The sequence below is a fragment of the Streptomyces palmae genome, assembly GCF_004684805.1.
GTDB lineage: Bacteria > Actinomycetota > Actinomycetes > Streptomycetales > Streptomycetaceae > Streptomyces > Streptomyces palmae.
Window position 1 is genome coordinate 25,566 of record NZ_SRID01000009.1, and the last position, 23,030, is coordinate 48,595.

23 protein-coding genes are annotated in these 23,030 nt (G+C 73.0%); 14 read left to right on the forward strand and 9 right to left on the reverse strand.

The features are described from left to right. Window positions 1–175 precede the first annotated feature (175 nt). The 3 genes from E4099_RS02195 to E4099_RS02205 form a co-directional block, all read right to left on the reverse strand. Window positions 176–1,111, reverse strand: coding sequence for a M56 family metallopeptidase (locus E4099_RS02195; RefSeq protein WP_135337173.1), 936 nt, complete (start codon window positions 1,109–1,111; stop codon window positions 176–178). Between the two features lie 211 nt (window positions 1,112–1,322). Further along, window positions 1,323–1,889 (reverse strand): DUF5134 domain-containing protein, encoded by a 567-nt coding sequence (locus E4099_RS02200; protein ID WP_135337174.1) that lies wholly within the window; start codon window positions 1,887–1,889, stop codon window positions 1,323–1,325. 452 nt (window positions 1,890–2,341) lie between these two features. Continuing rightward, complete coding sequence (locus E4099_RS02205) at window positions 2,342–2,722, reverse strand: nuclear transport factor 2 family protein (protein ID WP_135337175.1); 381 nt, start codon at window positions 2,720–2,722, stop codon at window positions 2,342–2,344. 113 nt (window positions 2,723–2,835) lie between these two features. Between E4099_RS02205 and E4099_RS02210 the strand changes: the two genes are divergently transcribed. Beyond that, window positions 2,836–3,426, forward strand: a complete 591-nt coding sequence (locus tag E4099_RS02210) for a TetR/AcrR family transcriptional regulator (protein WP_135337176.1) — start codon at window positions 2,836–2,838, stop codon at window positions 3,424–3,426. A 171-nt stretch (window positions 3,427–3,597) separates the two neighbouring features. Here the strand turns inward: E4099_RS02210 and E4099_RS02215 are convergent, their stop codons facing one another. Both E4099_RS02215 and E4099_RS02220 read right to left on the reverse strand, forming a co-directional pair. After that, the gene (locus E4099_RS02215) at window positions 3,598–3,864 is read right to left on the reverse strand and encodes a hypothetical protein (protein ID WP_135337177.1); all 267 of its coding nucleotides are present in this window, start codon (window positions 3,862–3,864) and stop codon (window positions 3,598–3,600) included. Window positions 3,865–3,903: 39 nt separating this feature from the next. Then, window positions 3,904–4,296 (reverse strand): VOC family protein, encoded by a 393-nt coding sequence (locus E4099_RS02220; RefSeq protein WP_135337178.1) that lies wholly within the window; start codon window positions 4,294–4,296, stop codon window positions 3,904–3,906. Between the two features lie 149 nt (window positions 4,297–4,445). Between E4099_RS02220 and E4099_RS02225 the strand changes: the two genes are divergently transcribed. Continuing rightward, window positions 4,446–5,030 (forward strand): GNAT family N-acetyltransferase, encoded by a 585-nt coding sequence (locus E4099_RS02225; RefSeq protein ID WP_135337179.1) that lies wholly within the window; start codon window positions 4,446–4,448, stop codon window positions 5,028–5,030. Window positions 5,031–5,316: 286 nt separating this feature from the next. On the opposite strand, the gene E4099_RS02230 is transcribed toward E4099_RS02225, so the two are convergent. Beyond that, window positions 5,317–6,000, reverse strand: a complete 684-nt coding sequence (locus tag E4099_RS02230) for a glycerophosphodiester phosphodiesterase (protein ID WP_135337180.1) — start codon at window positions 5,998–6,000, stop codon at window positions 5,317–5,319. A 215-nt stretch (window positions 6,001–6,215) separates the two neighbouring features. On the opposite strand from E4099_RS02230, the gene E4099_RS02235 reads away from it, so the two are divergent. Genes E4099_RS02235 through E4099_RS02245 form a run of 3 tightly spaced genes read left to right on the forward strand, consistent with a single transcriptional unit; the run spans window position 6,216 to window position 9,498 of the window. Further along, window positions 6,216–7,613, forward strand: a complete 1,398-nt coding sequence (locus E4099_RS02235) for a DUF6421 family protein (protein ID WP_135337181.1) — start codon at window positions 6,216–6,218, stop codon at window positions 7,611–7,613. A 26-nt stretch (window positions 7,614–7,639) separates the two neighbouring features. Beyond that, the gene (locus E4099_RS02240; RefSeq protein WP_135337182.1) at window positions 7,640–8,425 is read left to right on the forward strand and encodes an SDR family NAD(P)-dependent oxidoreductase; all 786 of its coding nucleotides are present in this window, start codon (window positions 7,640–7,642) and stop codon (window positions 8,423–8,425) included. After that, window positions 8,404–9,498, forward strand: coding sequence for a threonine aldolase family protein (locus E4099_RS02245; RefSeq protein WP_245244515.1), 1,095 nt, complete (start codon window positions 8,404–8,406; stop codon window positions 9,496–9,498). The genes E4099_RS02240 and E4099_RS02245 overlap by 22 nt, the downstream gene beginning before the upstream one ends. A 109-nt stretch (window positions 9,499–9,607) precedes the next feature. On the opposite strand, the gene E4099_RS02250 is transcribed toward E4099_RS02245, so the two are convergent. Beyond that, the gene (locus E4099_RS02250) at window positions 9,608–10,336 is read right to left on the reverse strand and encodes a lysophospholipid acyltransferase family protein (RefSeq protein ID WP_135337183.1); all 729 of its coding nucleotides are present in this window, start codon (window positions 10,334–10,336) and stop codon (window positions 9,608–9,610) included. A gap of 378 nt (window positions 10,337–10,714) precedes the next feature. Between E4099_RS02250 and E4099_RS02255 the strand changes: the two genes are divergently transcribed. The 6 genes from E4099_RS02255 to E4099_RS02280 all read left to right on the forward strand — a co-directional run bounded on the left by E4099_RS02255 (window position 10,715) and on the right by E4099_RS02280 (window position 16,278). Next, window positions 10,715–10,999 (forward strand): TlpA family protein disulfide reductase, encoded by a 285-nt coding sequence (locus E4099_RS02255; RefSeq protein ID WP_167828273.1) that lies wholly within the window; start codon window positions 10,715–10,717, stop codon window positions 10,997–10,999. Between the two features lie 222 nt (window positions 11,000–11,221). Next, window positions 11,222–11,728: a flavin reductase family protein gene (locus E4099_RS02260; protein WP_135337185.1), complete on the forward strand. Its 507-nt coding sequence runs from the start codon at window positions 11,222–11,224 to the stop codon at window positions 11,726–11,728. Window positions 11,729–11,998: 270 nt separating this feature from the next. Next, window positions 11,999–12,784, forward strand: a complete 786-nt coding sequence (locus E4099_RS02265) for an electron transfer flavoprotein subunit beta/FixA family protein (protein ID WP_135337186.1) — start codon at window positions 11,999–12,001, stop codon at window positions 12,782–12,784. Between the two features lie 203 nt (window positions 12,785–12,987). Next, a complete protein-coding gene (locus tag E4099_RS02270; protein WP_135337187.1) occupies window positions 12,988–13,950 on the forward strand; it encodes an electron transfer flavoprotein subunit alpha/FixB family protein in 963 nt (320 codons plus the stop codon). Between the two features lie 154 nt (window positions 13,951–14,104). Further along, window positions 14,105–15,385, forward strand: coding sequence for a DUF6986 family protein (locus tag E4099_RS02275; RefSeq protein ID WP_135337188.1), 1,281 nt, complete (start codon window positions 14,105–14,107; stop codon window positions 15,383–15,385). A gap of 122 nt (window positions 15,386–15,507) precedes the next feature. Next, on the forward strand, window positions 15,508–16,278 hold the full coding sequence (locus tag E4099_RS02280; RefSeq protein WP_135337189.1) for an HAD hydrolase family protein: 771 nt from the start codon (window positions 15,508–15,510) through the stop codon (window positions 16,276–16,278). A gap of 138 nt (window positions 16,279–16,416) precedes the next feature. Here the strand turns inward: E4099_RS02280 and E4099_RS02285 are convergent, their stop codons facing one another. Next, window positions 16,417–17,409 (reverse strand): LacI family DNA-binding transcriptional regulator, encoded by a 993-nt coding sequence (locus E4099_RS02285; protein ID WP_135337196.1) that lies wholly within the window; start codon window positions 17,407–17,409, stop codon window positions 16,417–16,419. A gap of 227 nt (window positions 17,410–17,636) precedes the next feature. Between E4099_RS02285 and E4099_RS02290 the strand changes: the two genes are divergently transcribed. Both E4099_RS02290 and E4099_RS02295 read left to right on the forward strand, forming a co-directional pair. Continuing rightward, the gene (locus E4099_RS02290) at window positions 17,637–18,590 is read left to right on the forward strand and encodes an ROK family protein (protein ID WP_135337190.1); all 954 of its coding nucleotides are present in this window, start codon (window positions 17,637–17,639) and stop codon (window positions 18,588–18,590) included. A gap of 333 nt (window positions 18,591–18,923) precedes the next feature. Continuing rightward, complete coding sequence (locus E4099_RS02295) at window positions 18,924–19,958, forward strand: NUDIX hydrolase (RefSeq protein WP_135337191.1); 1,035 nt, start codon at window positions 18,924–18,926, stop codon at window positions 19,956–19,958. Between the two features lie 179 nt (window positions 19,959–20,137). Here the strand turns inward: E4099_RS02295 and E4099_RS02300 are convergent, their stop codons facing one another. Then, complete coding sequence (locus E4099_RS02300; RefSeq protein ID WP_135337192.1) at window positions 20,138–21,496, reverse strand: dipeptidase; 1,359 nt, start codon at window positions 21,494–21,496, stop codon at window positions 20,138–20,140. A gap of 180 nt (window positions 21,497–21,676) precedes the next feature. On the opposite strand from E4099_RS02300, the gene E4099_RS02305 reads away from it, so the two are divergent. Continuing rightward, the gene (locus tag E4099_RS02305) at window positions 21,677–22,882 is read left to right on the forward strand and encodes a geranylgeranyl reductase family protein (RefSeq protein WP_135337197.1); all 1,206 of its coding nucleotides are present in this window, start codon (window positions 21,677–21,679) and stop codon (window positions 22,880–22,882) included. Window positions 22,883–23,030: the final 148 nt, after the last annotated feature.

Sequence of the window (23,030 nt, forward strand, 5' to 3'; positions counted from 1 at the left end):
CCTCGGCACGCCTGACGTGGTGGGGCGGAGCTTCGGTCTCGTACCGGCCATCGGCCTGGGCTGTGAGGCCGGAGTGGGGATCGAGGTGGTCGGTGCCGGGATGGCCGGCGCTGGTGCTGCCACGGCTGTGCGGGGGAGGCGGCGCGGGACGGGGGCCGGGTGCCGCCCCCGGCCCTCAGCCCAGTACGCGCAGTGCAGGAACGAAGGCGACCAGCACCGGGATGACCGGCACCAGTGCCGCGGCGGCCGTCAGGCGGAGGCGGCGGGAGACGGGGAGCCGGGGGGCCGGGGCCAGGAGTCGGTCCACCCGCTCGGGAACCTCGGCGAGTTGGGTCGGGCAGGGGCCGAAGGAACCCCGCTCCTCGTTGAGTTCGACCAGGGCCAGGGCCGTGGTGAGGCGGCCGAAACGGCGCGAGGCGGCGTCGTCGGCAGCCATCTCCACCAGCCGGTGCACCTGGTCCCGGAACGCCGCGAAGACCGGCACCTGCGGAAACCCGCCGGCCAGCGCGCCGGCGCAGTGCAGCAGCCAGTCGTGGCGGGCGCGGGCGTGGCCCTGCTCATGGGCGAGTACCGCGTCGAGTTGTCGCCCCTTCAGGCGGCGCAGTGCCGCCGTGGTGATCACCAGCTGCGGAGTGGACCCGGCCAGCCACCAGGCGCTGGGGCGGTCGCCCTCCAGTACCACCAGCCGGTCCGTGCTGGGCGTTTCGCCGGGCAGCAGCGGGGCGCGTACCAGCAGTTCGGCGCGCCGTTGCCTACGGCGGGTACGGGCGCGGTAGACCTCACGGGTGAGCATCACCGCCGTCCATACCGCGCCACAGGCCAGCGCCACCGCGACCGCCCCGGCCCACGGACCGTGGGCGCTCAGCGCATAGGCCTCCACCACCCCCTGGGGGGCGGGTGCGAAGACATTGCCGCGCACCGCCTCGGAGGCCGCCGCCGCGCTCAGCGCCATGGCCAGGCCGCAGCACATCAGTACGGCGACCACGACGCACTGCCATATCCACAGGGCGAGCACGGGTTCGTGGTCGAGCCAGGCGGAGCGGGTCAGCAGGCGCGGTGCCATCGCCGCCGCCACAGCGCCGAGGACCAGCAGCGCGAGCGGGACCATCATGGTCGTCAGCCTATGAGGGGGCGCGGCGACTGGGTACGCCCGTGTCAGCGAAGTGACGCACGCCACGGTTTCGGGGGAGGGGCGCCGGAGGTGTTCCCTCGCAGGGGCGGCGGCATCGGGCCCAGAGGGTGCCCGCTCGCAGGGTCGGCCGTCTCGGGTCCCAGGGTGCCCGCCCGCAGGGCAGCCGTCTCGAGTCCCGCGGGGTGCCCGCTCACAAAGTCAGCAGCATCGCGCACATCCCGGTGGCCATGGCGAGTCGGCAGGCGTCGGTCAACTCCGGCCGCCGCGGCCAGGCCGCACTGTCCGCCCCGGTGGCCGCCACCGGCACCAGCCGGACCCCGGAACGCAGCGCGTACCCGGTGAAGTACAGCAGCAGCGCGCCGGTCAGCAGTGGCAGGCCGGCGGCGGATGGGTGCCCCGGATGCCCGGCGTGGCCGGCTCCGGAGCCCTGGAGCATCGCCGCCCCCATGTACGCCATGGTCCATGCCTCGACCACGTGGTGCGGACGGCTTCGCCGCGGCCGGCCGCGGCATACCGGCAGCAGGGCGCCCGCCCCGGCGGCGCCGAACACCACCGCGTACAGGGGCGGGCCCCACGGGTGCTGGTCCAGCACTCCGGCCGGGACCGCCATCAGTGCCATGCCCCAGCCCAGCAGTGCCTCGGAACCGGCGCCCCACCGCGCCCCGGCCGGCGCCGTCAGCCAGTGCGCGAGGCAGTACGTGCCGGTGGCGGCGCCCAGCGCCACCAGCAGCCACCCCGCCAGCGGTGGTCCATGCACGGCGCACCTCCCCGGGAGGACAGCCCCGGCCGCGCGGTGCGGACGGAGCCCGCCGGGAGGATGCCCGGCGGATCGGGACCGTACGGCAGCGCGGGGAGGCACCGGGGGGAGCGCTCGGGCGCATCGGGGCGTGGCAGGGCGCGGAGTGAGGGGCCTGTGCCCGCTGCGCGACCCGACGCTCCCGGGCTCGACCGAGACGAGGCCCGGGCGGACGAGTGATCCGGCCCCGGCGTCCCGGCCGCCCCTCGAACGCGTGACCTGATCGGAGCGGGTACCGGGAAGCGTGACGCCCCGAAGCGCACACGACGTTCAGACGGGTGCCCGAGGCCGCAACCGGCTCGGACACCCGTGCCACGTGGAGATCACGCCGACGGGCGCGGGGATCCGGCGGCGGACCGTGAGACCGGTCGAGGGCCCCGGCCCGACGGCACGGGTGCGGAACCGGGTTCTCGTCAGACGAAGAAGGCGTTCATGCCGGGAACGTCGGACAGGTAGGTCTCGATGTCGGCGATCCTGCCGTCGCGCAGGCGGCAGACGGTGGTCAGGTACTCGTCGAGGATCGCGTCCGGGCGCCGGGCGGTGTTGTGCAGTGACAGGGCCATGTTCTCGCGGCTGACCAGGACGTGCAGCAACTCGAAGGACAGGCCGTAGGAGGCGATCTTCCGGGCGCGTTCGACCACGGCGTGCGCGCCGACGACGGTGCCGCTGATGGTGTTGTCGCCCGGCAGGGTCCAGGTGGCGTCGTCGTGGAGCATGGACCGGATGGCCGGCCAGTCACCGGAGACGAGTGCGGCGTGGAAGCGCCGGCCGAGGTCGTGGGCAGTGGTGGTCATGGCGGGCCTCTTCGGAGTGCGAGCGATGGTCAGCTAAAGCAGGTTGATTTGCTTTAGCGAGGTTAGCGCCCTCCGTCCGCTAAAAGCAATCCGATCTGCGTTAGTCTGGGGGTGTGCCTACCGAACCCCTCGCGAAGCGTCCCGGCGGCCGCAGTGCCCGCGTCCAGGCGGCCGTCTACCAGGCCCTCACCGACCTGGCCGGTGAGCGCGATGTGACCCGACTGACGATTCCCGCGGTGGCCGAGCGCGCCGGGGTCAACCCCACCACCATCTACCGGCGCTGGGGCACGCTGCAGGCGCTGCTTGCCGAGGTGGCGGTCGCGCGCGGGACGGATGCCCCGCCTTCCTCCAGCGGCGATCTCCGCACGGACCTGGAGGCGTACGCGGTCCGGACACTGGCCGATCTGACCCGGCCCGGCGGTATCGCGTTCTTCCGGGCGGAGGTCTCCCCCGACATCGACGAGCGCCGCAGCGGCCTGCGGGAATGCCTGCAACGCGCCACGGCCGGCCTCGACATGGTCCTCGAAGCCTCCCGCGGCCGGGGCGAAACGCCGCCTCCAGCGGAGCGGCTGCTCGACCAGATCGTCGCCCCGCTCTACTTCCGCGTCGTCTTCTCCGTGCCGGACACCGACGAAGCCTACGCCCGCGCCTTGGTGGCCGACCTGTTCAGCGGGACCTGGCATTCGGCGGTCGAACTCCACTGAGATCCGCCCACCTTCGCCGAGACGGGTCAGGCATCCGAGCGGCCTGGGGTCCGACGGCCTTCGAGCACCCCTTCACAGCACCTGGGTCATTCAACAACCTCAGGCAACCGCTTCTGACGTGACCCGGAGCCATGACCGTCCGGGTCCGGCTGGTTCGGTCGTGAAGTCGGCTCAGGCGCCTCGGTCGTGGTCCTGCCGGCCGAATCGCAGGCCCGCCGCCGCCGTCACGCCCGCGGGGGAGAGCCCGGTGACCGTCGGCGGCCCGTCGGTCCGGCGCACCAGGATCCACCCCCTGTCCTGGAGGGCGGCGACCTCGGCCGTGACGTCCCGGCCGACGTCGAGGGCCAGTTCGTCCACGGCGGGGGTGTTGCCCTCGTCCAGGTGTCCGACGATCAGGAACAGCAGTTCGCGCTCCTGTGTCGTGATAAGGCTGCCCACTTCTTCCACGGTACGTCGCCGCGGTCGGCGGCGGCGGGCTCAGATGCCGGGCCGGGAGCGGAGCGGATGGTCGGCGGGCACCTCCACCACGCAGATGCGCACCCCGTCGGGGTCGCTGATCCACATCTCCAGCAGCCCCCAGGGCTCACGCCGCGGCTCGCGCAGGACCGGCACCCCGCGCTCGGAGAACTCGGTGTGTGCTGCATCAATGTCCGCGACCTGAAGCCAGAGTTCGAGGTTGGGGCCGGCAGGGGCGTCGGCCCGGCCGGACACCTCCAGGAAGCCGCCGCCGAGGAAGTAGACCGTGCCGCGCTCCGGACCGGTACCGAACTCGCGGTAGACGGACAGTCCCAGCGCCTCGCCGTAGAAGGCCCGGGAACGCTCCGGATCGGTGGGACGCAGCAGCAGTCGACTGCTCAGTACATGCACCATGTCCGCGACCCTATGCAACGGACCCGCGCTAAGGTCGGCAGTCGTGGTGACGGCAACCCCCGCGTACCACCCGCACAGCCCCCTGTCACCCGTACGCCCCGCACCACCGGTACCACCGCGCACAGCACATGGAAGGACCGCCGGACGCCATGGAGAACACCTCGACCGCCACCCGCCCCGCCGCAGGACTGGACTTCCGGACCGCCGCCCTGGCCGATGTGCCCGCGCTGGTGGAGTTGGTGGAGAGCGCCTACCGGGGAGAGGGCAGCAAGGCCGGCTGGACCACGGAGGCGGATCTGCTGGGCGGCCAGCGCACCGACCCCGAGGGGGTCGCGGCGGTGGTCGGCGACCCGTCCGGCCGGATGCTGGCGGTGGAGCGGGACGGCGAGCTGATCGCCTGCTGCCAGCTGGAGCGGCGGACCGGTGAGACGGGTGAGACGGTGGCCTATTTCGGCATGTTCGCGGTACGCCCGGGGCTGCAGGGCGCGGGTGTGGGCAAGCTGATCCTCGCCGAGGCGGAGCGTTCCGTGGCCGCCGAGTGGGGCGCCCGCGAGATGCACATGACGGTGCTCACCGCCCGGGAGGAGCTGATCGCCTTCTATGAGCGGCGCGGCTATGTCCGCACCGGCCGGAGGACGCCGTTCCCGTACGGAGACGAGCGCTTCGGCATCCCGCGCCAGGCCGGTCTGGAGTTCGAGCTGCTGGTGAAGCCGCTGGTGGCGGCCTCGGCCTGAGGGAGTCCACGGGCGCGGCCGCGCGCCCCGGGCCGACGGGCGGTAGGCCGAAGCCGGTGAGGCGAGCCCCCACCTCAGTGGGCCCCGCGCCCTGGATCGGCTGACGGCAGGTGGGCAGAGGCCCGTGAGGCGGGCCGCCACCTCGGTGGGCCCCGTACCCCGGGGCCGACGGGGGCGGGCGGAGGCCGCTGAGCCGGCCCCCACCTCAGTGGCCCCGTGATCCGGCCGATCCCGAGGGGCGGAGGCCCGGCCGGTGAGGCAGGCCCCGCCCAGGGCGCGGCGGCCGTTACGCCGTGTAGCGCGTGGCCCGGCGGATCGCCGGGTAGTCCGTGGTGCCGCCGTCCAGGCCGAGGCCGCGGGCCAGCCGCAGGTGGTCCGGGGTGTTCACGGTCCAGCCGATGACCCGCAGGCCGGCGGCGTGGGCGCGCTCCACCAGCTCCAGGGTGAGCCGGCGGAGGTTGAGCACCAGGGTCGCGGCGCCGACCGCCTGGGCCCGGTCGATCACGTCCAGCTTGTACCGGCTGGCCACCAGGGCGCTGCGCACCTCCGGCAGCAGGGTGCGGATCTCGGCGAGCGCCTCATCGTGGAAGGACAGCACCTCCACCCGGTCCAGCAGATCGCGGCGGCGCAGCACCTCGGCGAGCGCGCGGGCCGCCGCCCGGTCCTTGATCTCGGCCTGCAGCGGTGTCGAGACCGCGTCCAGGACCTCCTCGAAGACCGGCACCCGCTCGCCCCGGCCGGCGTCCAGCTGGCGCAGCTCGGACAGGGTCTGGTCGCCGATCAGGCCGGTCCCGTCGGTCGTGCGGTCCACCTCGGCGTCGTGCATCACCACCAGCGCGCCGTCCTTGCTCAGGTGGAGGTCCAGTTCGATGACGTCCATGCCTTCGCGTTCGGCGCGGACGAAGGAGCGCAGGGTGTTCTCCGGCTCGACGCCCATCACTCCGCGGTGTCCGATGGTGAGGAAGGTCAACGCTGTCTCGCTTCTGTCGGGGGCGGCTCCACAGGCGGCGGCCAGCCTAGCGGCCGCCGTCCCGATGGCCGGCGAGCGGCACGACCCCACGGCGGCCGTAAAATTATCGGTCTGCATGCGGCTGCGCAGGATAATTTTTCGTTCCCCCTCTTGAGTGGAAGATCCGGCAAAAGATACGGTGCCTTTACGCGAGGTTCTCCTGTGGAGGTTGTGTCATGACGGAAATTCTTGCGACCGAGGCAATAGGCACAGATGCTCTGCCCGGTGCGCGCGTGATCGAGCACCCGTCGTGGCCGGTGCTCAAGGCCGCTGTGGAGGAGATCCGCCCCTGGCAGTCCAAAGACGGCTCGATCGATTTCGAGGCCGAATCCGCCCCCACGGGCGACACGGCGCGGGCCGCGGTTGACCGCGTGATCGCCGCGGTCGAGGAACTGTCCCCGCTGCTGCCGCATGACGCCGCCTACCACCGCGCGCTCGTCGCCGACCTGCGCCGCTGGGCCGACGACGGCTTCGGGGTGCCGGACTTCCTGGACTCGCTGCTGGCCTTCGCGCCCGCGCGGGACCGGCTCGACGGCCGCCAGCACCTGGTCGTCTTCCCCATGTACACGCAGAACGGCAACCTGGACCGCAACTTCGAGGCCGTGGTGCTGCGCCTGGTCTGGCCGGAGTGGCTCTCCGAGCTGGAGCGCACCCGCTACGACAACCCGCTCTTCCTCGGCATCACCTTCGAGGACTTCACCGCGGGCTACGACACCAACTCCGCGGTCCTCTTCCCCGAGACCATCGCCGTCCGCGAGGTGCCCGAGAGCTTCACCTGGGGCGGCATCTTCTGCGACCGCGAGGCCGCCCGCTTCCGCCGGGTCAGCCTGGCCGCCGCCGACGTGCTCGGCATCGAGCTGCCCGAGGACATCACCGCCCTCCTCGCCGACCAGGAGCGCTGCCAGCAGGCCTTCGTCCTGTGGGACATGGTCCACGACCGCACCCACAGCCACGGCGACCTGCCCTTCGACCCGTTCATGATCAAGCAGCGCCAGCCGTTCTGGATGTACGGCCTGGAGGAGCTGCGCTGCGACCTCACCGCCTTCAAGGAGGCCGTGGCACTGGAGGCCGAGGGCTTCGCCCAGGCCCGCGACGTGCAGTGGGCGGTGATCTTCGACCGGATGTTCCGCTTCCCGATCACCGGCGACCGCAACCGCAACTACGACGGCCTCGGCGGCCAGCTGCTCTTCGCCTACCTGCACCGGCACGACGTGGTCCGCTGGACCGACAACACCCTGCGCATCGACTGGGAGCGCGCGCCGCAGGTCACCAACCAGCTCTGCGCCGAGATCGAGAAGCTCTACCGGGACGGCATCGACCGGCCGAAGCTGGTGCACTGGCTCAAGGCCTACGAGCTGGTCTCCGAGTACCTGGCTCCGCACCCCGGCTCGACCTGGGCCAAGGGCCCCGAGGCCCTGGACACCTCGCTGCCGCCGCGCAAGCTGGTCGACGACGTGCTCCCCGACGAGTTTCCGCTCAGCATGTTCTATGAGGCCCTTGCGAAGAAGCTGCGCGATGTGATCGCGTCGACCAAGGGAATAACGGCCGACAGCGACATCCGAGCCGCCGCGTGAGCGCGGGGCACGAGGAGGCAACCACCATGACCACTCCCACTTCCAGCCCGACCCCCAACGAGGGCAACGGCAAGGGACCGCTGGACGGCGCCGTGGTGGCCGTGGCCGGAGCGGCCGGCCCCGCGGGCCGCGCCGCGCTGCTGCGGCTCGCCGAGGCCGGAGCCACCGTGGTGGGCGCGGACGCCGACCCGGCGCGGCTGGCCGAGGCGGTCGACGCCGCCCGGTACGCCCACGGCGGCGCCACCGTCACCGGCGAGACGGTCGACCTGCTCGACCTGGACGCCACCCGGGCCTGGGCCGACCGCATCGAGAAGGAGTTCGGCCGGATCGACGGCCTGGTGCACCTGGTCGGCGGCTGGCGCGGCAGCAAGACCTTCGCCGACGCTCCGCTGGCCGACTGGGACACCCTGCACAACCTGCTGATCAAGACGGTGCAGCACACCTCGCTGGCCTTCCACGACGCCCTGCAGAGCAGTGGCAAGGGCCGCTACGTGCTGATCAGCGCCGCCGGCGCCAGCCAGCCCACCGCGGGCAACGCCGCCTACGCGGCGGCCAAGGCGGCGGCCGAGGCGTGGACCCTGGCGCTCGCCGACTCCTTCAAGAAGCTGGGGGGCGACAGCGGTCCCCAGGCCGCGGCTACCATTCTGGTGATCAAGGCGCTGGTGCACGACGCCATGCGCGCGGAACGCCCGAATGCCAAGTTCGCGGGCTTCACGGACGTCAAGGAGCTGGCCGAGGCCATCGCCGGTGTCTGGGACCGGCCCGCCCCGGAAGTGAACGGAACCCGCCAGTGGCTGACCCCGAAGCCGTGATCACCGACGCCCGCACCGACGCCAAGCGTCGCCACGACCCCGCACTGCGCGGCTTCGCCAGCGACAACTACGCCGGCACCCATCCGGAGATACTCGCGGCCCTCGCCCTCGCCAACGGAGGTCACCAGATCTCCTACGGCGAGGACGACTACACCGCGCACCTCCAGCACCTCATGCGCAGCCACTTCGGTCCGTACGCCGAGACCTTCCCGGTCTTCAACGGCACCGGCGCCAACGTGGTGGCACTGCAGGCGCTGACCGACCGGTGGGGCGCGGTGATCTGCGCCGAGAGCGCGCACATCAACGTGGACGAGTGCGGCGCGCCGGAGCGCGTCGGCGGGCTGAAGCTGCTGACCGTACCCACCGAGGACGGCAAGCTCACGCCCGAGCTGATCGACCGCCAGGCCTGGGGCTGGGACGACGAGCACCGCGCCATGCCGCAGGTCGTCTCGATCACCCAGACCACCGAGCTGGGCACCTGCTACACGGTCGAGGAGATCCGGGAGATCTGCGACCACGCCCACGAGCGCGGCATGAAGGTGCACCTGGACGGTGCGCGCATCGCCAACGCGGCCGCCACCCTCGACGTGCCCATGCGGTCCTTCACCAATGTCGCGGGCGTGGACGTGCTGTCCTACGGCGGCACCAAGAACGGCATGCTCTTCGGCGAGGCCGTGGTGGTCGTCAACCCGGACGCGGTGCGGGCCATGAAGCACCTGCGCAAGCTGTCGATGCAGCTCGCCTCCAAGATGCGCTTCGTCTCCGTGCAGTTGGAGGCGCTGCTCGCCAAGGACCTGTGGCTGCGCAACGCCCGGCACGCCAACGCCATGGCCAAGCGCCTGGCCGCGGGCGTACGCGCCATCGAGGGCGTCGAGGTGAAGTACGCCGTCGAGTCCAACGCGGTCTTCGCCGTGCTGCCGCACGACGTGGCCGAGCGGCTGCAGAAGCGCTACCGCTTCTACTTCTGGGACGAGCCGGCCGGCGTGGTGCGCTGGATGTGCGCCTTCGACACCACCCCGGACGACGTGGACGCGTTCACCGAGGCGATAGCCGAGGAGATGGGCAAGCGCTGACCCGCTTTCCCCGCGGGACGGCCTCGCTTTCCCCGCAGGACGGAAAAGGCACCCGGTCGCGGATCCCCGCGACCGGGTGCCGTGCGTCGGCGGCGGGCCGCCGGCCGGGTCAGCTCCGGCCCAGCGCGGCCGCCTGCTCCGGGGTGGGCGCGCTGCCGCCCAGGTGGGCGGGCATCCACCAGGTGTCCTCGGCATCGCGCGGACGCACCGGATAGGCGCGCTGGGCGGCCTCCAGCAGATCCTGGACACGGTGGCGCAGCCGGTCGGTGATCGAGTCCGGGTGCTCCGCGGCATCGGCCTCCACCGGCTCGCCCACCCGTATGGTGATCGGGAAGTGGTTGCGTCCCATGTCCCGCTTGTGGCCCTTGGTCCACAGCCGCTGGGTCCCCCACAACGCCATCGGCAGCAGCGGTACGCCGGACTCCTGGGCCATCCGCGCCGCCCCCGACTTGAACGACTTCAGGGTGAACGACTGCGAGATGGTGGCCTCCGGGAAGACGCCGACGATCTCACCGGAGCGCAGCGCGGTCAGCGCCTTCTGATAGGCGGCCATGCCCGCCGCGCGGTCCACCGGGATGTGCTTCATGCCCCGCATCAGCGGCCCCGACACCCGATGACGGAACACCGACTCCTTGGCCATGAAGCGCACCAGCCGCTTGGCCGGCCGGGCGGTGAGACCGCAGAAGACGAAGTCCAGGTACCCGATGTGGTTGCTCACCAGAACCGCCCCTCCCTCCCGCGGGATGTTCTCGGTGCCCTTGATGTCGAAGCGCAGGTCCAGCGCCTTGAACATGGTGCGGACGACACCGATCACGGGCGGGTAGACGAGCTCTGCCATGGTGAGAGGACCCTTCAGCGTCTTCTGGGAGGGTTCTCCCGAGGGAAGTTACGCGGCCGTAGGTTGGGGCTTTCGGGAATGGTGCCCCAACTCGCGCCGGTCTGCTACCGCCAGGACCGCTCTGGCCAGGAGATTCTCGTCACGTCGGGGCGGGCGAGGGGACCAGCGGGGAATTTCCGCGCCCTCTGGGAACGCTGCACACAGCGGAATCGGCCCCAGCGGAATCAGCCACGGCGGGACAGGTCACAGCGAATCGGGAGGATGCGGGTGAGCGGGCGGGACGCCGCGGCGGCGCGGGCGGGGGCACCCCCGGAGGGCACCACCACCACCCGGACGGGGCCTCAGGGCGGAGACCCCGAGCGGCTCGACGCCGACCGGATCGGCGCCCCGCTGGGCCGGCGGGCCACCCTGCTCCAGTTCTCCACCGCCTTCTGCCAGCCCTGCCGGGCCACCCGACGCACCCTGGCCGAGGTCGCCGGCATGGTGGACGGCGTGGCCCATGTGGAGATCGACGCCGAGGCGCGGCTCGATCTCGTACGCGAGCTGGGCATCGCACGCACCCCCACGGTGCTGGTGCTGGACGCCGCCGGGCGGGTGGTGCGCCGGGCCGGCGGCCAACCGCGCCGGGTGGACGTGATCGCCGCGCTCGGCGAGGCGGTGTGAGCCGATGGCCGGACCCGTGACGGATCTCGCAGATCACCGAGCGGCCTTGACGCTGCGTATCCCGAATCGTCAGTCTGACGCCATGCGGCCCGGGCGACCCCTTCTCCACAGGTGCGCGCACATGGATCCGCCGCGTACCGCGAGCGCGCGCTGTTCGAGTCCCCCGTGAGTGCCTCCCACGGCACCACTCCCGGCTCGAAACCCCACCAGAAGGACAACTCCATGACCGCCACCCCCGACCTCGGCGCGCCCCGGCTCACCACCTCCGACCTGTTCCGCTCCGTCTTCCGACGGCACGCGGCGGGCGTCGCGGTGATCACCGCGCAGGGCGCTCGCCCGGTGGGTTTCACCGCCACCTCCCTCAGCTCGGTGGCCGCCGAGCCGCCGCTGATCTCCTTCGGCGTGGGCACCGGATCCTCGAGCTGGCCGACCATCTCGGACGCCGAGCACCTCGGCGTGCACATCCTCGGCGAGCACCAGCGGGAGCTGGCCGCCACCTTCGCGCGCAGCGGCGCCGACCGGTTCGCCCCGCCCACCAGCTGGCGGCCCGGGCCGCACGGGGTACCGGTGATCGACGGCGTACTGGCCTGGCTGGTGTGCCGGGTGGTGGCCCGAATACCGGCCGGCGACCACCGGGTGGTCATCGCGGAGGCGGTGGCCGGCGACCCCTCCGGCGCGGGCCGCCCGCTCCTCTACCACCAGGGCGGCTTCAACGCACTGCGGGACTAGGTCCTGTCCGGCCGATCATTGCCGGCCTCGCGTGCCCTGGCGCGCACTCCCCCAGCTGCCTCCCGCTCAGGGCGGTGGCGGAGGCCCGGGCCCTCCCCCTCGTTGGCAAGGTCACAGTTCACCGAGCTTGCCTCAGGGGAAGAGGGTGGGTGTACTGACGAGTAATATTTCGTTCGGCGAGTGGGCCACCCCAACCGGGGTCAGGGTCACAAGGCGCCTATGCTGCCAGCACAAGGCAGCTCAAGAGACGATTGCAGTAGGAGAGCCGGCGTGAGCTTGAGGATCGTTGTCTGTGTGAAGTACGTGCCCGACGCCACCGGCGACCGGCACTTCGCCGAGGACCTGACCGTCGACCGCGACGACGTGGACGGCCTGCTCTCGGAGCTCGACGAGTACGCGGTCGAGCAGGCGCTGCAGATCGCCGACGAGGCGGACGACGCCGAGATCACCGTGCTGACCGTCGGCCCCGAGGACGCCAAGGACGCGCTGCGCAAGGCGCTGTCCATGGGCGCCGACAAGGCCATCCACGTCGAGGACGACGACCTGCACGGCACCGACGCGCTGGGCACCTCGCTGGTGCTCGCCGCGGCCATCGAGAAGGCCGGCTTCGACCTGGTCGTCTGCGGCATGGCCTCCACCGACGGCTCGATGGGCGTGCTCCCGGCGATGCTGGCCGAGCGGCTGGGCGTCCCGCAGGCCACCCTGCTCTCCGAGGTCTCGGTGGCGGACGGCAAGGTGACCGGCCGCCGCGACGGCGACGCCGCCAGCGAGCAGCTGGAGGCCGCGCTGCCGGCCGTCATCTCGGTGACCGACCAGTCCGGCGAGGCCCGCTACCCCTCCTTCAAGGGCATCATGGCCGCCAAGAAGAAGCCGGTGGAGTCCTGGGACCTGGAGGAGCTGGAGATCGAGGCCGACGCCGTCGGTCTGGAGGGCGCCTGGACCAAGGTCGACGAGGCCGCGGAGCGCCCGGCCCGCACCAAGGGCACCATCGTCGAGGACGAGGGCGAGGGCGGCAAGCAGCTCGCCGCCTTCCTCGCGGAGCGGAAGTTCATCTGACAAGGCCGGGGCGGGCCGCACTCGACCCGCCCCAGGCGGTGTGCGCTCTCGTAGCAGAGCGGCACCGTGACTCCGCCTCTCAGGAGCTTCTCACCGCCCATGACGGACAAGCCCTGCCCGATGCCTTGCGGCACAGGCCGGAGCCGTAGCAGTGCAATCGCCTCACCCGGCAGAGAACCGGGATTTCCCGCGCAGGAGTAGTAATGGCTGAAGTTCTCGTCTACGTCGACCACGTGGATGGCGCCGTCCGCAAGCCCACCCTCGAGCTGCTGACCCTGGCCCGCCGGATCGGCGAGCCGGTCGCCGTGCACCTCGGCGCCGGCGCCGACACCGCCGCCCCGGTGCTCGCCGAGCACGGTGCGGTCAAGGTGCTCACCGCCGACGCGCCCGAGTTCGCCGAGTACCTGGTGGTGCCGAAGGTCGACGCGGTCGCCGCCGCCTACAAGGCCGTCTCGCCGGTGGCCGTCCTCTTCCCGTCCTCCGCCGAGGGCAAGGAGATCGCGGCCCGCCTCGCGGTCCGCATCGGCTCCGGCATCATCACCGACGCCATCGACCTGGAGGCCGGCGACGAGGGCCCGGTGGCGACCCAGTCGGTCTTCGCCGCCGCGTTCACCACCAAGTCCCGGGTCACCACCGGCACCCCGGTCATCACCGTCAAGCCCAACTCGGCCGCGGTCGAGGCCGCCCCGGCGGCCGGCGCGGTGGAGCAGCTGGAGGTCTCCTTCGGCGAGCAGGCCACCGGCACGAAGGTCGTCTCCCGCACGCCGCGCGAGTCGACCGGCCGCCCGGAGCTGACCGAGGCCGCGATCGTGGTCTCCGGTGGCCGTGGCATCAACGGAGCGGAGAACTTCCCGGTCATCGAGGCGCTGGCGGACTCCCTCGGCGGTGCCGTGGGCGCCTCCCGGGCCGCCGTCGACGCCGGCTGGTACCCGCACACCAACCAGGTCGGCCAGACCGGCAAGTCGGTCTCCCCGCAGCTGTACATCGCGGCGGGCATCTCCGGTGCCATCCAGCACCGGGCCGGCATGCAGACCTCGAAGACCATCGTGGCCATCAACAAGGACGAAGAGGCCCCGATCTTCGAGCTGGTCGACTACGGCGTGGTCGGCGACCTGTTCGACGTCGTGCCGCAGCTGACCGAGGAGGTCAAGGCCCGCAAGGGCTGATCGCGCGCAGCGACTCCCGGACGGCCCCCGTACGCACCCGCGTACGGGGGCCGTCCCGCTGCCCGGCGGGTGTTGACCGGCGACCGGGCCCCGGATAGCTTCGCCACGGCCCGCGGATCACTGGGTCCGCGCGGCGGAGCAGAAGGGTGCGCAGATGGGGCAGCAGCCGGTGCCGACCAGTCTGACCAGTGCCGTGACCCGCGAGATCGACTCCGCGCTGGCCGGGGTGGACGCCGAACTCGCCCGCCGCTATCCGGGCGATCCCGGCACCCGCCAGCCGGTGCACACCGTCTACGTACCCGCCGACGCCTTCGCCGCCGACACCGTCACCGACTGGGGGCGGCGGGCACTGGCCGCGCTGGACGCCCACGCACCCGACGCCCCGGCGCTGGCCGCCGTCCTCGGACTGCCCGACCGGCTGGCCACCGCGGTCCACGACCGGGTGCGCGCCAAACTGCGCCGGGAGCCCGTCGAGGACCTGCGCATCGACTTCGAGGACGGCTACGGCCGGCGCCCGGACGCCGAGGAGGACGCGGCCGCCGCCCGCGCCGCCCGCCTGGTCGCCGAGACCACGGCCCAGGGCACCGCGGCCCCCTGGGTGGGGATCCGGATGAAGTGCATGGAGGCGGCCGTCCGCGACCGGGGCGTCCGCACCCTGGACATCTTCCTGACCGGACTGATGGAGGCCGGCGGGCTGCCCGAGGGCCTGCGGCTCACCCTGCCCAAGGTCACCTACCCCGAGCAGATCACGGCGATGGTCCGGCTGTGCGAGGAGTTCGAGAAGGCCCGCGCCCTGCCGGCCGGCCGGATCGGGTTCGAGATCCAGATCGAGACCACCCAGTCCATCCTCGGCCCGGACGGCCGGGCCACCGTCGCCCGGATGATCGACGCCGCCCAGGGGCGCGCCACCGGCCTGCACTACGGCACCTTCGACTACAGCGCCTCCTGCGGGGTCAGTGCCGCCCACCAGTCACCGGACCACCCGGTCGCCGACCACGCCAAGGCGGTGATGCAGGTCGCCGCGGCGGGCACCGGGGTACGCCTCAGCGACGGCTCCACCAACGTGCTGCCGGTGGGCCCCACCGAACAGGTGCACCAGGCTTGGCGACTGCACCACCGGCTGGTCCGCCGCTCCCTGGCCCGCGCCTACTACCAGGGCTGGGACATGCACCCGGCGCAGCTGCCCACCCGCTACGCCGCGGTCTACGCCTTCTACCGGGAGGGTCTGGAGGAGGCCGCCGCCCGGCTCACCGCCTATGTGCGGCGCGCCGGTGGCCAGGTGCTGGACGAGCCGGCCACCGCGAAGGCGCTCAGCGGCCATCTGCTGCGCGGCCTGGACTGCGGCGCGCTGGACGCCGACGAGGTCACCGGATCGACCGGACTGGACCGCCCGGCGCTCGACCACCTCGCCGGCCGCGGCCCGACGGTGAACTGACGGGGCGCCGGCCGGCCCCTGTCGCCCGCCTCCGGCGCACGTCGGGTACCGGAGGCAGCCGCGGGAGCCGTTCACCGGTGGGCGGTAGGCCACCCGCGGCGGCGGCTGGGTACGCTTCCGCAGTGATCACCTCCAGCGCCCGCACCACGGTCTTCGACATAGACGGCACCCTCTGCTTCGACGGACGGACCATCGACAGCCGGATCCTCGCCGCGATCGAGGTCTGCGAACGCGCCGGCCACCAGGTGGTCTTCGCCTCCGCCCGGCCGGTCCGCGACATCCTGCCCGTCCTCGACGGGGCCTTTCCCGACGCCCCGCTGATCGGCGGCAACGGCAGCCTCGTCTCCCTCGACGGCCAGGTCCGAGCGAGGGCCGCCTTCGCGCCCGGCGAACTCGGCAGGCTGCTGGTGGAGGTCGAGCGGTTCCGGGCGGGCTACCTCGCCGACGGCCCCTGGGACTACGCGTACACCGGACCGGCCGACCATCCGATCCGCAGCCGCGTCGACCAGGGAAACCTGGCCCGCCGGGTGGAGCTCGCCGACCTTCCGGCGGTCGTGAAGTTCCTCGTCGTCGAGGCGACGGACCTGCCGGCCCTCGCCGAGGCCGGCCGCACGCTCGGGATGTCCGTCAACCACCACCTCGACGAGGGCATCATCGACTTCGCCCCGGGCACCACGACGAAGTGGGAGGCGCTGACCTCGCTGGGGATCCAGGAGTACAACGCCTTCGGCAACGACATCAACGACCTCGACCTGCTGCGCAACGCGCGGCACTCGGTGCGGGTCGGCGCCCATCCGGGCCTGGAGGGCATCGCCGGGGTGACCGTCGCCCCCGATCCGGAAGCCGTCGCCGCGGAGATCTCCCGGCTGGCCACAGCGGTGCCCGTGGTCTGAGGACCGCCCTTTCCCACGAGGAGACACCGCTGGTCGGCTGCGGCCGCGAGGTGCGGTCTCGCCGGTCGTGGCTCGGGCGAGGAACCGCCGGGGTGGCCTTCGGCCCCTCGCTCGGCTACCGGAAAGGCCTACGGCCGGTCAGCCCCGGTCGGCCGGGGGGATCTCGCCGGAGCCGCGGGCGATCAGCCGGGTCGGCAGCTCCACTCGGCGCGGCTCGCCCGCCGCGCCGTCCAGCCTGCGGAAGAGCATCTCGGCGGCGGTACGGCCGAGTCGGGCGGCGTCCTGGGCGACCACGGTGACGGCGGGGGAGAGCAGGTCGGCGAGCTCGAAGTCGTCGAAGCCGACCAGGGCCACCGGCAGGGTCCGGCCGGCCAGCACCCGTACCGCGGTCACCGTCACCCGGTTGTTCCCCGCGAACAGCGCGGTGATCGGGCCAGGCCCGTCCAGCATGGACCGGGCGGCGGCGCCCACCCTGTCCGGATCGGTCGGACCCAGGGAGATCCAGGAAGGGTCCACCGGGAGCCCGGCCTCGGCCATCGCGGTCCGATAGCCGCGCAACCGCTCGGCGGCGGTGTGGATGCCGGGCCGGTCGCCGATGAAGCCGATCCGGCGGTGGCCGTGGGCTATCAGGTGCGCCACCGCGGCGCGGGAGCCGCCGAAGCAGTCGGAGAGCACCGCGTCGGCCTCGATCCGTGCCGCCGGCCGGTCCACGAAGACGGTGGCCACCCCGGCCGCGAGCTCCGGTTCCAGATAGCGGTGGTCCTCGCCGGCCGGGATGATCACCAGCCCGTCCACCCGGCGCGCGCACAGCGCCAGTACGAGCTCCTGCTCGCGCGCGGGGTCCTCGGCGCTGGAGCCGTTGATCAGCAGCGCCCCGTGGGCCCGGGCGACCTCCTCCACGGCGCGGCTGAGCGGCCCGTAGAACGGGTCGGCCAGATCCTCCAGCACCAGGCCGATGCTGGCGGTACGGCCCTTGCGCAGGATCCGGGCGCTGTCGTTGCGCCGGAAGCCGAGCGCGGTGATCGCCTCCCGGACCCGCCGCTCGGTGTCCGGGGTGACCCCCGGCTCGCCGTTGACCACCCGGGAGACCGTCTTCAGCCCGACGCCGGCGCGGGCCGCCACGTCCTTCATGGTGGGGCGGTTCCCGTAGCGGTGAGGGACGGGGCTGCCGGCGGCGTCGGCCACGGTGCGCGGTTCCTGTCTGTCGCTGGTCGGATCTGTCGCTGGTTCGGAGGGGAGGCGCCTGGGATGTCCAGGGGAGGGAGGCTGATGAGCATAGCGCCTGGACAACGTTGTCAGAGCACGGGAGACTGTGCGGGCACCTCCCGTACACCCGCCTGTCTGGAGAGCCGACTCCCATGCCACCTGACCTCATCGCCGCCCTGGACATCGGCGGAACCAAGATCGCGGGCGCCCTGGTGGACGGCGGCGGGAAGCTGGTCGCCCGGGCCCGCCGGGCCACCCCGGCCCAGGAGGACGGGCCCACCGTGCTGCGCGCGGTCACCGCGGTGCTCCGGGAGCTGGCCGCCGGTGAGCACTGGAGCCGTGCCGCCGCGGTGGGCATCGGCAGCGCGGGCCCGGTGGACGCCTCCACCGGCACCGTCAGCCCGGTCAACATCCCTGGCTGGCGCGGCTTCCCCCTGGTCGAGGGGGTGCGCGAGACCACCGGCGCGCTGCCGGTGACCTTGGTCGGAGACGGGGTGGCGATGGCCGCCGCCGAACACTGGCAGGGCGCCGCCCGCGGTCGCACCAACGCCCTGTGCATGGTGGTCTCCACCGGCGTGGGCGGCGGGCTGGTACTCGACGGCAGACTCCACCCCGGCCCCACCGGCAACGCCGGCCACATCGGCCACATCAGCGTGGACCTGGACGGCGATCCCTGCCCCTGCGGGGGGCGTGGCTGTGTGGAGCGCATCGCCAGCGGCCCGCACATCGCCCGCCGCGCGCTTGCGGCGGGCTGGCGCCCGGGGCCGGACGGGGACGCCTCCGCCGCGGCCGTGGCCGCCTCCGCCCGGGCCGGGGACCCGGTGGCCGCGGCTTCCTTCGCCCGCGCGGCGCAGGCCTTGGCGGCGGGGATCGCCGCCACCGCGAACCTGGTGGAGATCGAGGTCGCGGTCGTCGGCGGCGGTGTGGCAGGCGCCGGCGAGGTGCTGTTCGGGCCGTTGCGACGGGCCCTGGCCGACTACGCGACGCTCTCCTTCGTCCGGGACCTGACCGTGCTGCCCGCCACGATGGGCGGTGACGCCGGGTTGATCGGAGCCGCCGCGGCAGCCGCCCAACAGGCCCGCCTGCCCGGCTTCGCCACCGGCTGACACCACCGGGGTCCACCCGCCCCACGGAACCAGTCGGACCAGCCCGGGACCTCTTCCGGCTTCGGGGTGGCGGACCCTCCGGGGCGTCGAATCGGCCGCAGGCGCACCGATCGGGGGGCGGTGGTGCGGCTGGGGGAGCGGGGTGTTGCGGCGTTGGACGGTGCGGCCGGTGGAGTGAGGCGTTCCGCCGCGGGCGATGGTAGTTCCCGCGGGGGTGGCGGCACCTCTGGTACGGGCCGCCGGTTGGGGAGATCCGTTCGCTCCCGGGGCGCCGGGCGTTTCCGTGGCAGGGTGGTGCGGGCAGCTCTCTGGGGGCGATGGAGGAGGGGGAACGTGATCGTCTGGCTGAACGGTGCGTTCGGTGCGGGCAAGACCACAGCGGCCCGGGCTCTGGTGGACCTGCTCCCCGGCAGCACGCTGTACGACCCGGAGCTGGTCGGCGACGGACTGCGCAGGATGCTGCCGGCCGAGCGGCTGGCCGGGGTCTCCGACTACCAGGACCTGCCTGCCTGGCGGCGGTTGGTGGTGGAGACCGGCGCGGCACTGCACGCCGAGACGGGCGGCCCGCTGGTGGCGCCCATGACACTGCTCAGGCAGGAGTACCGGGACGAGATCTTCGGCGGCCTCGCGGCGCGCCGGATCCCGGTGCGGCATGTGCTGCTGCGCCCCGACGAAACGATCCTTCGTCAGCGCATCGACCAGCGGGTGGAGGTACCCGGCGATCCGGAGGCCAGCGAGTCCGTGCGCGCCTGGTGCCGGGAGCACCTGGCGCCCTACCGCGCGGCGCTGCCCTGGATCAGTGCCGAGGCCCACGTGGTGGACACCACCGGCCTCACCCCGCGGCAGACCGCGGAGCGGGTCGCCGCCGGGGTCCGGGGCGGGGCGGGGGCCTGCGAGATCGTGCAGACCCCGGAGCCCACGGCCCCCACGCTGGCGGCCGGGGTGCTGCTCTTCGACGAGCGGGACCGGGTGCTCCTGGTGGACCCGACCTACAAACCCGGATGGGAGTTCCCCGGCGGAGTCGTCGAGCCGGGGGAGTCACCGAGCCGGGCCGGGATCCGCGAGGTGGCGGAGGAGCTGGGGATACGGCTGGGCGGCCCGCTGCGGCTGCTGGTGGTCGACTGGGAACCACCCCGCCCACCCGGCCACGGCGGCCAGCGCCTGCTGTACGACGGGGGCCGGCTCGGCGAGGCCGCCGCCCGCGGGCTGCTGCTGCCCCGCGAGGAGTTGCGCGGCTGGCGCTTCGTCACCGAGGCCGAGGCCGCGTCCCTGCTGCCGCCGGTCCGGCTCCGCCGCCTGGGGTGGGCGCTGCGCGCCCGCGAGCAGGGACGCACCATCAACCTGGAGTCGGGCGTACCGGTCGGCTGAACGGAGTGGGGAGGCGGCCCGCACCGCCGGTGCGGTTCGGCCCTGCCGGCACCGGCCGTACGGGGTGCGCTGGGGCGTGGGTGCGGCAGCCCTCCCGCACGTGCCCGCGAAGGTGAGACCGGTATGCCGAAGCCCGCGGGTGCCGCCGGTGTGGCGGCACCCCCGGGCTTCGGGTGGTGTCAGCCGCGCTCGGCGGTCGCCGCGTACCTGCGCAGGAACAGCGCCTCGGTCAGCGAGAGCCGCTCCAACTCCTCAGGGGAGACACTCTCGTTGACGGCGTGGATCTGCGCCTCCGGCTCGCTCAGCCCGATCAGCAGGATCTCCGCCTGCGGATAGAGCACGGCCAGCGTGTTGCACAGCGGGATCGAGCCGCCCTGGCCGGCGATGGCCATGTCCACCCCGTCGTAGGCCTCACGCATCGCCTCGCTCATCGCGGCATACGCCGGGCTGCTGGTGTCGGCCTGGAACGGCTGGCCCTGACCGACCTGCTCGACCTTCACCCGAGCGCCCCAGGGGGCCGCGTTCTCCAGGTGGGCGGTGAGCAGCTTGGTGGCCTCGGCGGCGTCCACCCCCGGCGGCACCCGCAGGCTCACCTGCGCCCGCGCGCTGGCCTGGACGGAGGGGGTGGCGCCGACCACCGAGGGGCAGTCGATGCCGATCACGGTCACCGCGGGCCGGGCCCAGAGCCGGTCCGCGACCGTGCCCGAGCCGATCAGCTCCACCCCGTCGAGCACCTTGGCGTCGGTGCGGAACTGCTCCTCCGGGTACTGGAGTCCCTCCCAGCTCGCCTCCCCGGACAGGCCCGCCACGGTGGTGGAACCGTCCGCGTCGCGCAGCGAGTCCAGGATGCGGATCAGTGCGGCCAGCGCGTCCGGCGCGGCGCCGCCGAACTGCCCGGAGTGGAGGTTGCCGGCCAGGGTGTCCACCTGGACCCGCAGCATGGTCATCCCGCGCAGGGTGGCGGTGACGGTGGGCAGCCCCACCCGGAAGTTCCCGCAGTCCCCGATGACGATGGTGTCCGCGGTGAGCAGCTCCGGGTGCGCCTCGGCGTACCGCTCCAGGCCACCGGTGCCCTGCTCCTCCGAACCCTCCACGATCACCTTGACGTTGACCGGGACGCCGCCGTGCTGCTTGAGCGCGCGCAACGCGGTCAGGTGCATGATCAGACCGCCCTTGCAGTCCGCCGCGCCGCGCGCGTACCAGCGGCCGTCGCGCTCGGTCAGCTCGAAGGGCGGGGAGAGCCAGGCCGCCTCGTCCAGCGGCGGCTGCACGTCGTAGTGCGCGTACAGCAGCACTGTCGGGGCGTCCGCCGGGCCGGGCAGGAAGCCGTACACGGACTGCGAGCCATCGGGGGTGTCCAGCAGGGCCACATCCTGGAATCCCTCGGCCCGCAGCGCGTCCGCGGTCCAGCGGGCGGCCGCCTCGCACTCACTGCGAGGGAACTGCGCCTCGTCCGCGACCGAGCGGAAGGCCACGAACTCGGCCAACTCGGTGCGGGCACGGGGGAGGAGTGCGGCGACTGACTCGGCGAGATCCATGGGAACGCTCCTGGGGTGCGCGGCGTTGGGCACGTATGTACGAGCTTGGGTGTGTCGTCGATCATCCCACAGCGGGCCGCGGGAGCACCGCGCCGTAGGATGCCGCACGAGCGGTTCAGGCAGTTCAGGTCGGTCGAGTGGGAGCGGAAGGCACACGTGAGCAGCGACAGCGCAGCCGGGATGGAGAACTCTTCGGCGGAGCGTGAGGACCAGTCGGTGTGGGACGTCGTGGTGGTGGGCGCGGGCCCCGCGGGTGCCTCCGCCGCCTACGCCGCCGCCTGCGCCGGGCGCCGGGTGCTGCTGCTGGAGAAGGCCGAGCTGCCGCGGTACAAGACCTGCGGCGGCGGCATCATCGGCCCCTCCCGAGAGGCGCTGCCGCCCGGCTTCGAACTGCCGCTGCGGGAGCGGGTGCACGCCGTCACCTTCTCGCTGAACGGCAAGCTGACCCGCACCCGCCGCTCCAAGCAGCCGCTGTTCGGGCTGATCAACCGGCCGGAGTTCGACGCCGGGCTGGTGGAGGCCGCCAGGGAGGCCGGGGCCGAGGTGCGCACCGGGGCCGCGGTCAGCCGGGTGGAGCAGCACGGCCCACTGGTGCCGGACCGCCGCACGGTGGCGGTGGTGCTGTCCGGAGGGGAGACGGTGCTGGCCCGCGCGGTCGTGGGCGCCGACGGCAGCGCGAGCCGGATAGGCGCCCATGTCGGGGTCAAGCTGGACCATGTCGACCTGGGCCTGGAGGCCGAGATCCCGGTGCCGCCGACCGTGGCGGAGGACTGGGCCGGTCGGGTGCTCATCGACTGGGGACCGATTCCCGGCAGTTACGGCTGGGTCTTCCCCAAGGGCGACACGCTGACCGTCGGTGTCATCTCGGCACGCGGCGAGGGCGCGGGCACCAAGCGCTATCTGGAGGACTTCATCGCCCGGCTGGGTCTGGCCGGCTTCGAACCCAGCATCTCCTCCGGACACCTGACCCGCTGCCGCTCGGACGACTCGCCGCTGTCCCGCGGCCGGGTGCTGGTGTGCGGGGACGCGGCGGGGCTGCTGGAACCGTGGACCAGGGAGGGCATCTCCTTCGCGCTGCGCTCCGGCCGGCTCGCGGGGGAGTGGGCGGTGCGGATCGCCGAGGCGCACGACGGGGTGGACGCCCGCCGGCAGGCGCTGAACTACGCCTTCGCCATCAAGGCGGGGCTCGGTGTGGAGATGGGCGTGGGGCGCCGGCTGTACGGGGCGTTCGCCCGGCGGCCGGGGATGTTCCATGCGGCACTCACCGGCTTCCGCCCGGCCTGGCGCGCCTTCGCCAAGATCACTCGGGGGTCCACCAACCTCGCCGAGATCGTCCGCACCCACCCGATGGCCCGCCGCCTGGTGAGCGGAATGGACCGCGGCTAGTACTGCAAGGGTGCTCGACATGATGAGGCTTCAGCTCTCGGGCTGTGGCCTCGTCTCTTGTAGTGACTGGTCCGGGCTTGCGGAAGGAGCCTCCCGGCGGCGTCGACATCGAACCCGACGATCACGGCCTCGGACGCTCGCGCGGCGG

Coding starts and splice junctions, on each gene's coding strand:
- E4099_RS02235 (WP_135337181.1), top strand. CDS start 6,216: ATGACGGAAATTCTTGCGACCGAGGCAATAGGCACAGATGCTCTGCCC.
- E4099_RS02240 (WP_135337182.1), top strand. CDS start 7,640: ATGACCACTCCCACTTCCAGCCCGACCCCCAACGAGGGCAACGGCAAG.
- E4099_RS02195 (WP_135337173.1), bottom strand. CDS start 1,111: ATGATGGTCCCGCTCGCGCTGCTGGTCCTCGGCGCTGTGGCGGCGGCG.
- E4099_RS02285 (WP_135337196.1), bottom strand. CDS start 17,409: ATGAAGGACGTGGCGGCCCGCGCCGGCGTCGGGCTGAAGACGGTCTCC.
- E4099_RS02270 (WP_135337187.1), top strand. CDS start 12,988: ATGGCTGAAGTTCTCGTCTACGTCGACCACGTGGATGGCGCCGTCCGC.
- E4099_RS02250 (WP_135337183.1), bottom strand. CDS start 10,336: ATGGCAGAGCTCGTCTACCCGCCCGTGATCGGTGTCGTCCGCACCATG.
- E4099_RS02205 (WP_135337175.1), bottom strand. CDS start 2,722: ATGACCACCACTGCCCACGACCTCGGCCGGCGCTTCCACGCCGCACTC.
- E4099_RS02305 (WP_135337197.1), top strand. CDS start 21,677: ATGGAGAACTCTTCGGCGGAGCGTGAGGACCAGTCGGTGTGGGACGTC.
- E4099_RS02260 (WP_135337185.1), top strand. CDS start 11,222: ATGACCGCCACCCCCGACCTCGGCGCGCCCCGGCTCACCACCTCCGAC.
- E4099_RS02220 (WP_135337178.1), bottom strand. CDS start 4,296: ATGGTGCATGTACTGAGCAGTCGACTGCTGCTGCGTCCCACCGATCCG.
- E4099_RS02300 (WP_135337192.1), bottom strand. CDS start 21,496: ATGGATCTCGCCGAGTCAGTCGCCGCACTCCTCCCCCGTGCCCGCACC.
- E4099_RS02290 (WP_135337190.1), top strand. CDS start 17,637: ATGCCACCTGACCTCATCGCCGCCCTGGACATCGGCGGAACCAAGATC.
- E4099_RS02275 (WP_135337188.1), top strand. CDS start 14,105: ATGGGGCAGCAGCCGGTGCCGACCAGTCTGACCAGTGCCGTGACCCGC.
- E4099_RS02225 (WP_135337179.1), top strand. CDS start 4,446: ATGGAGAACACCTCGACCGCCACCCGCCCCGCCGCAGGACTGGACTTC.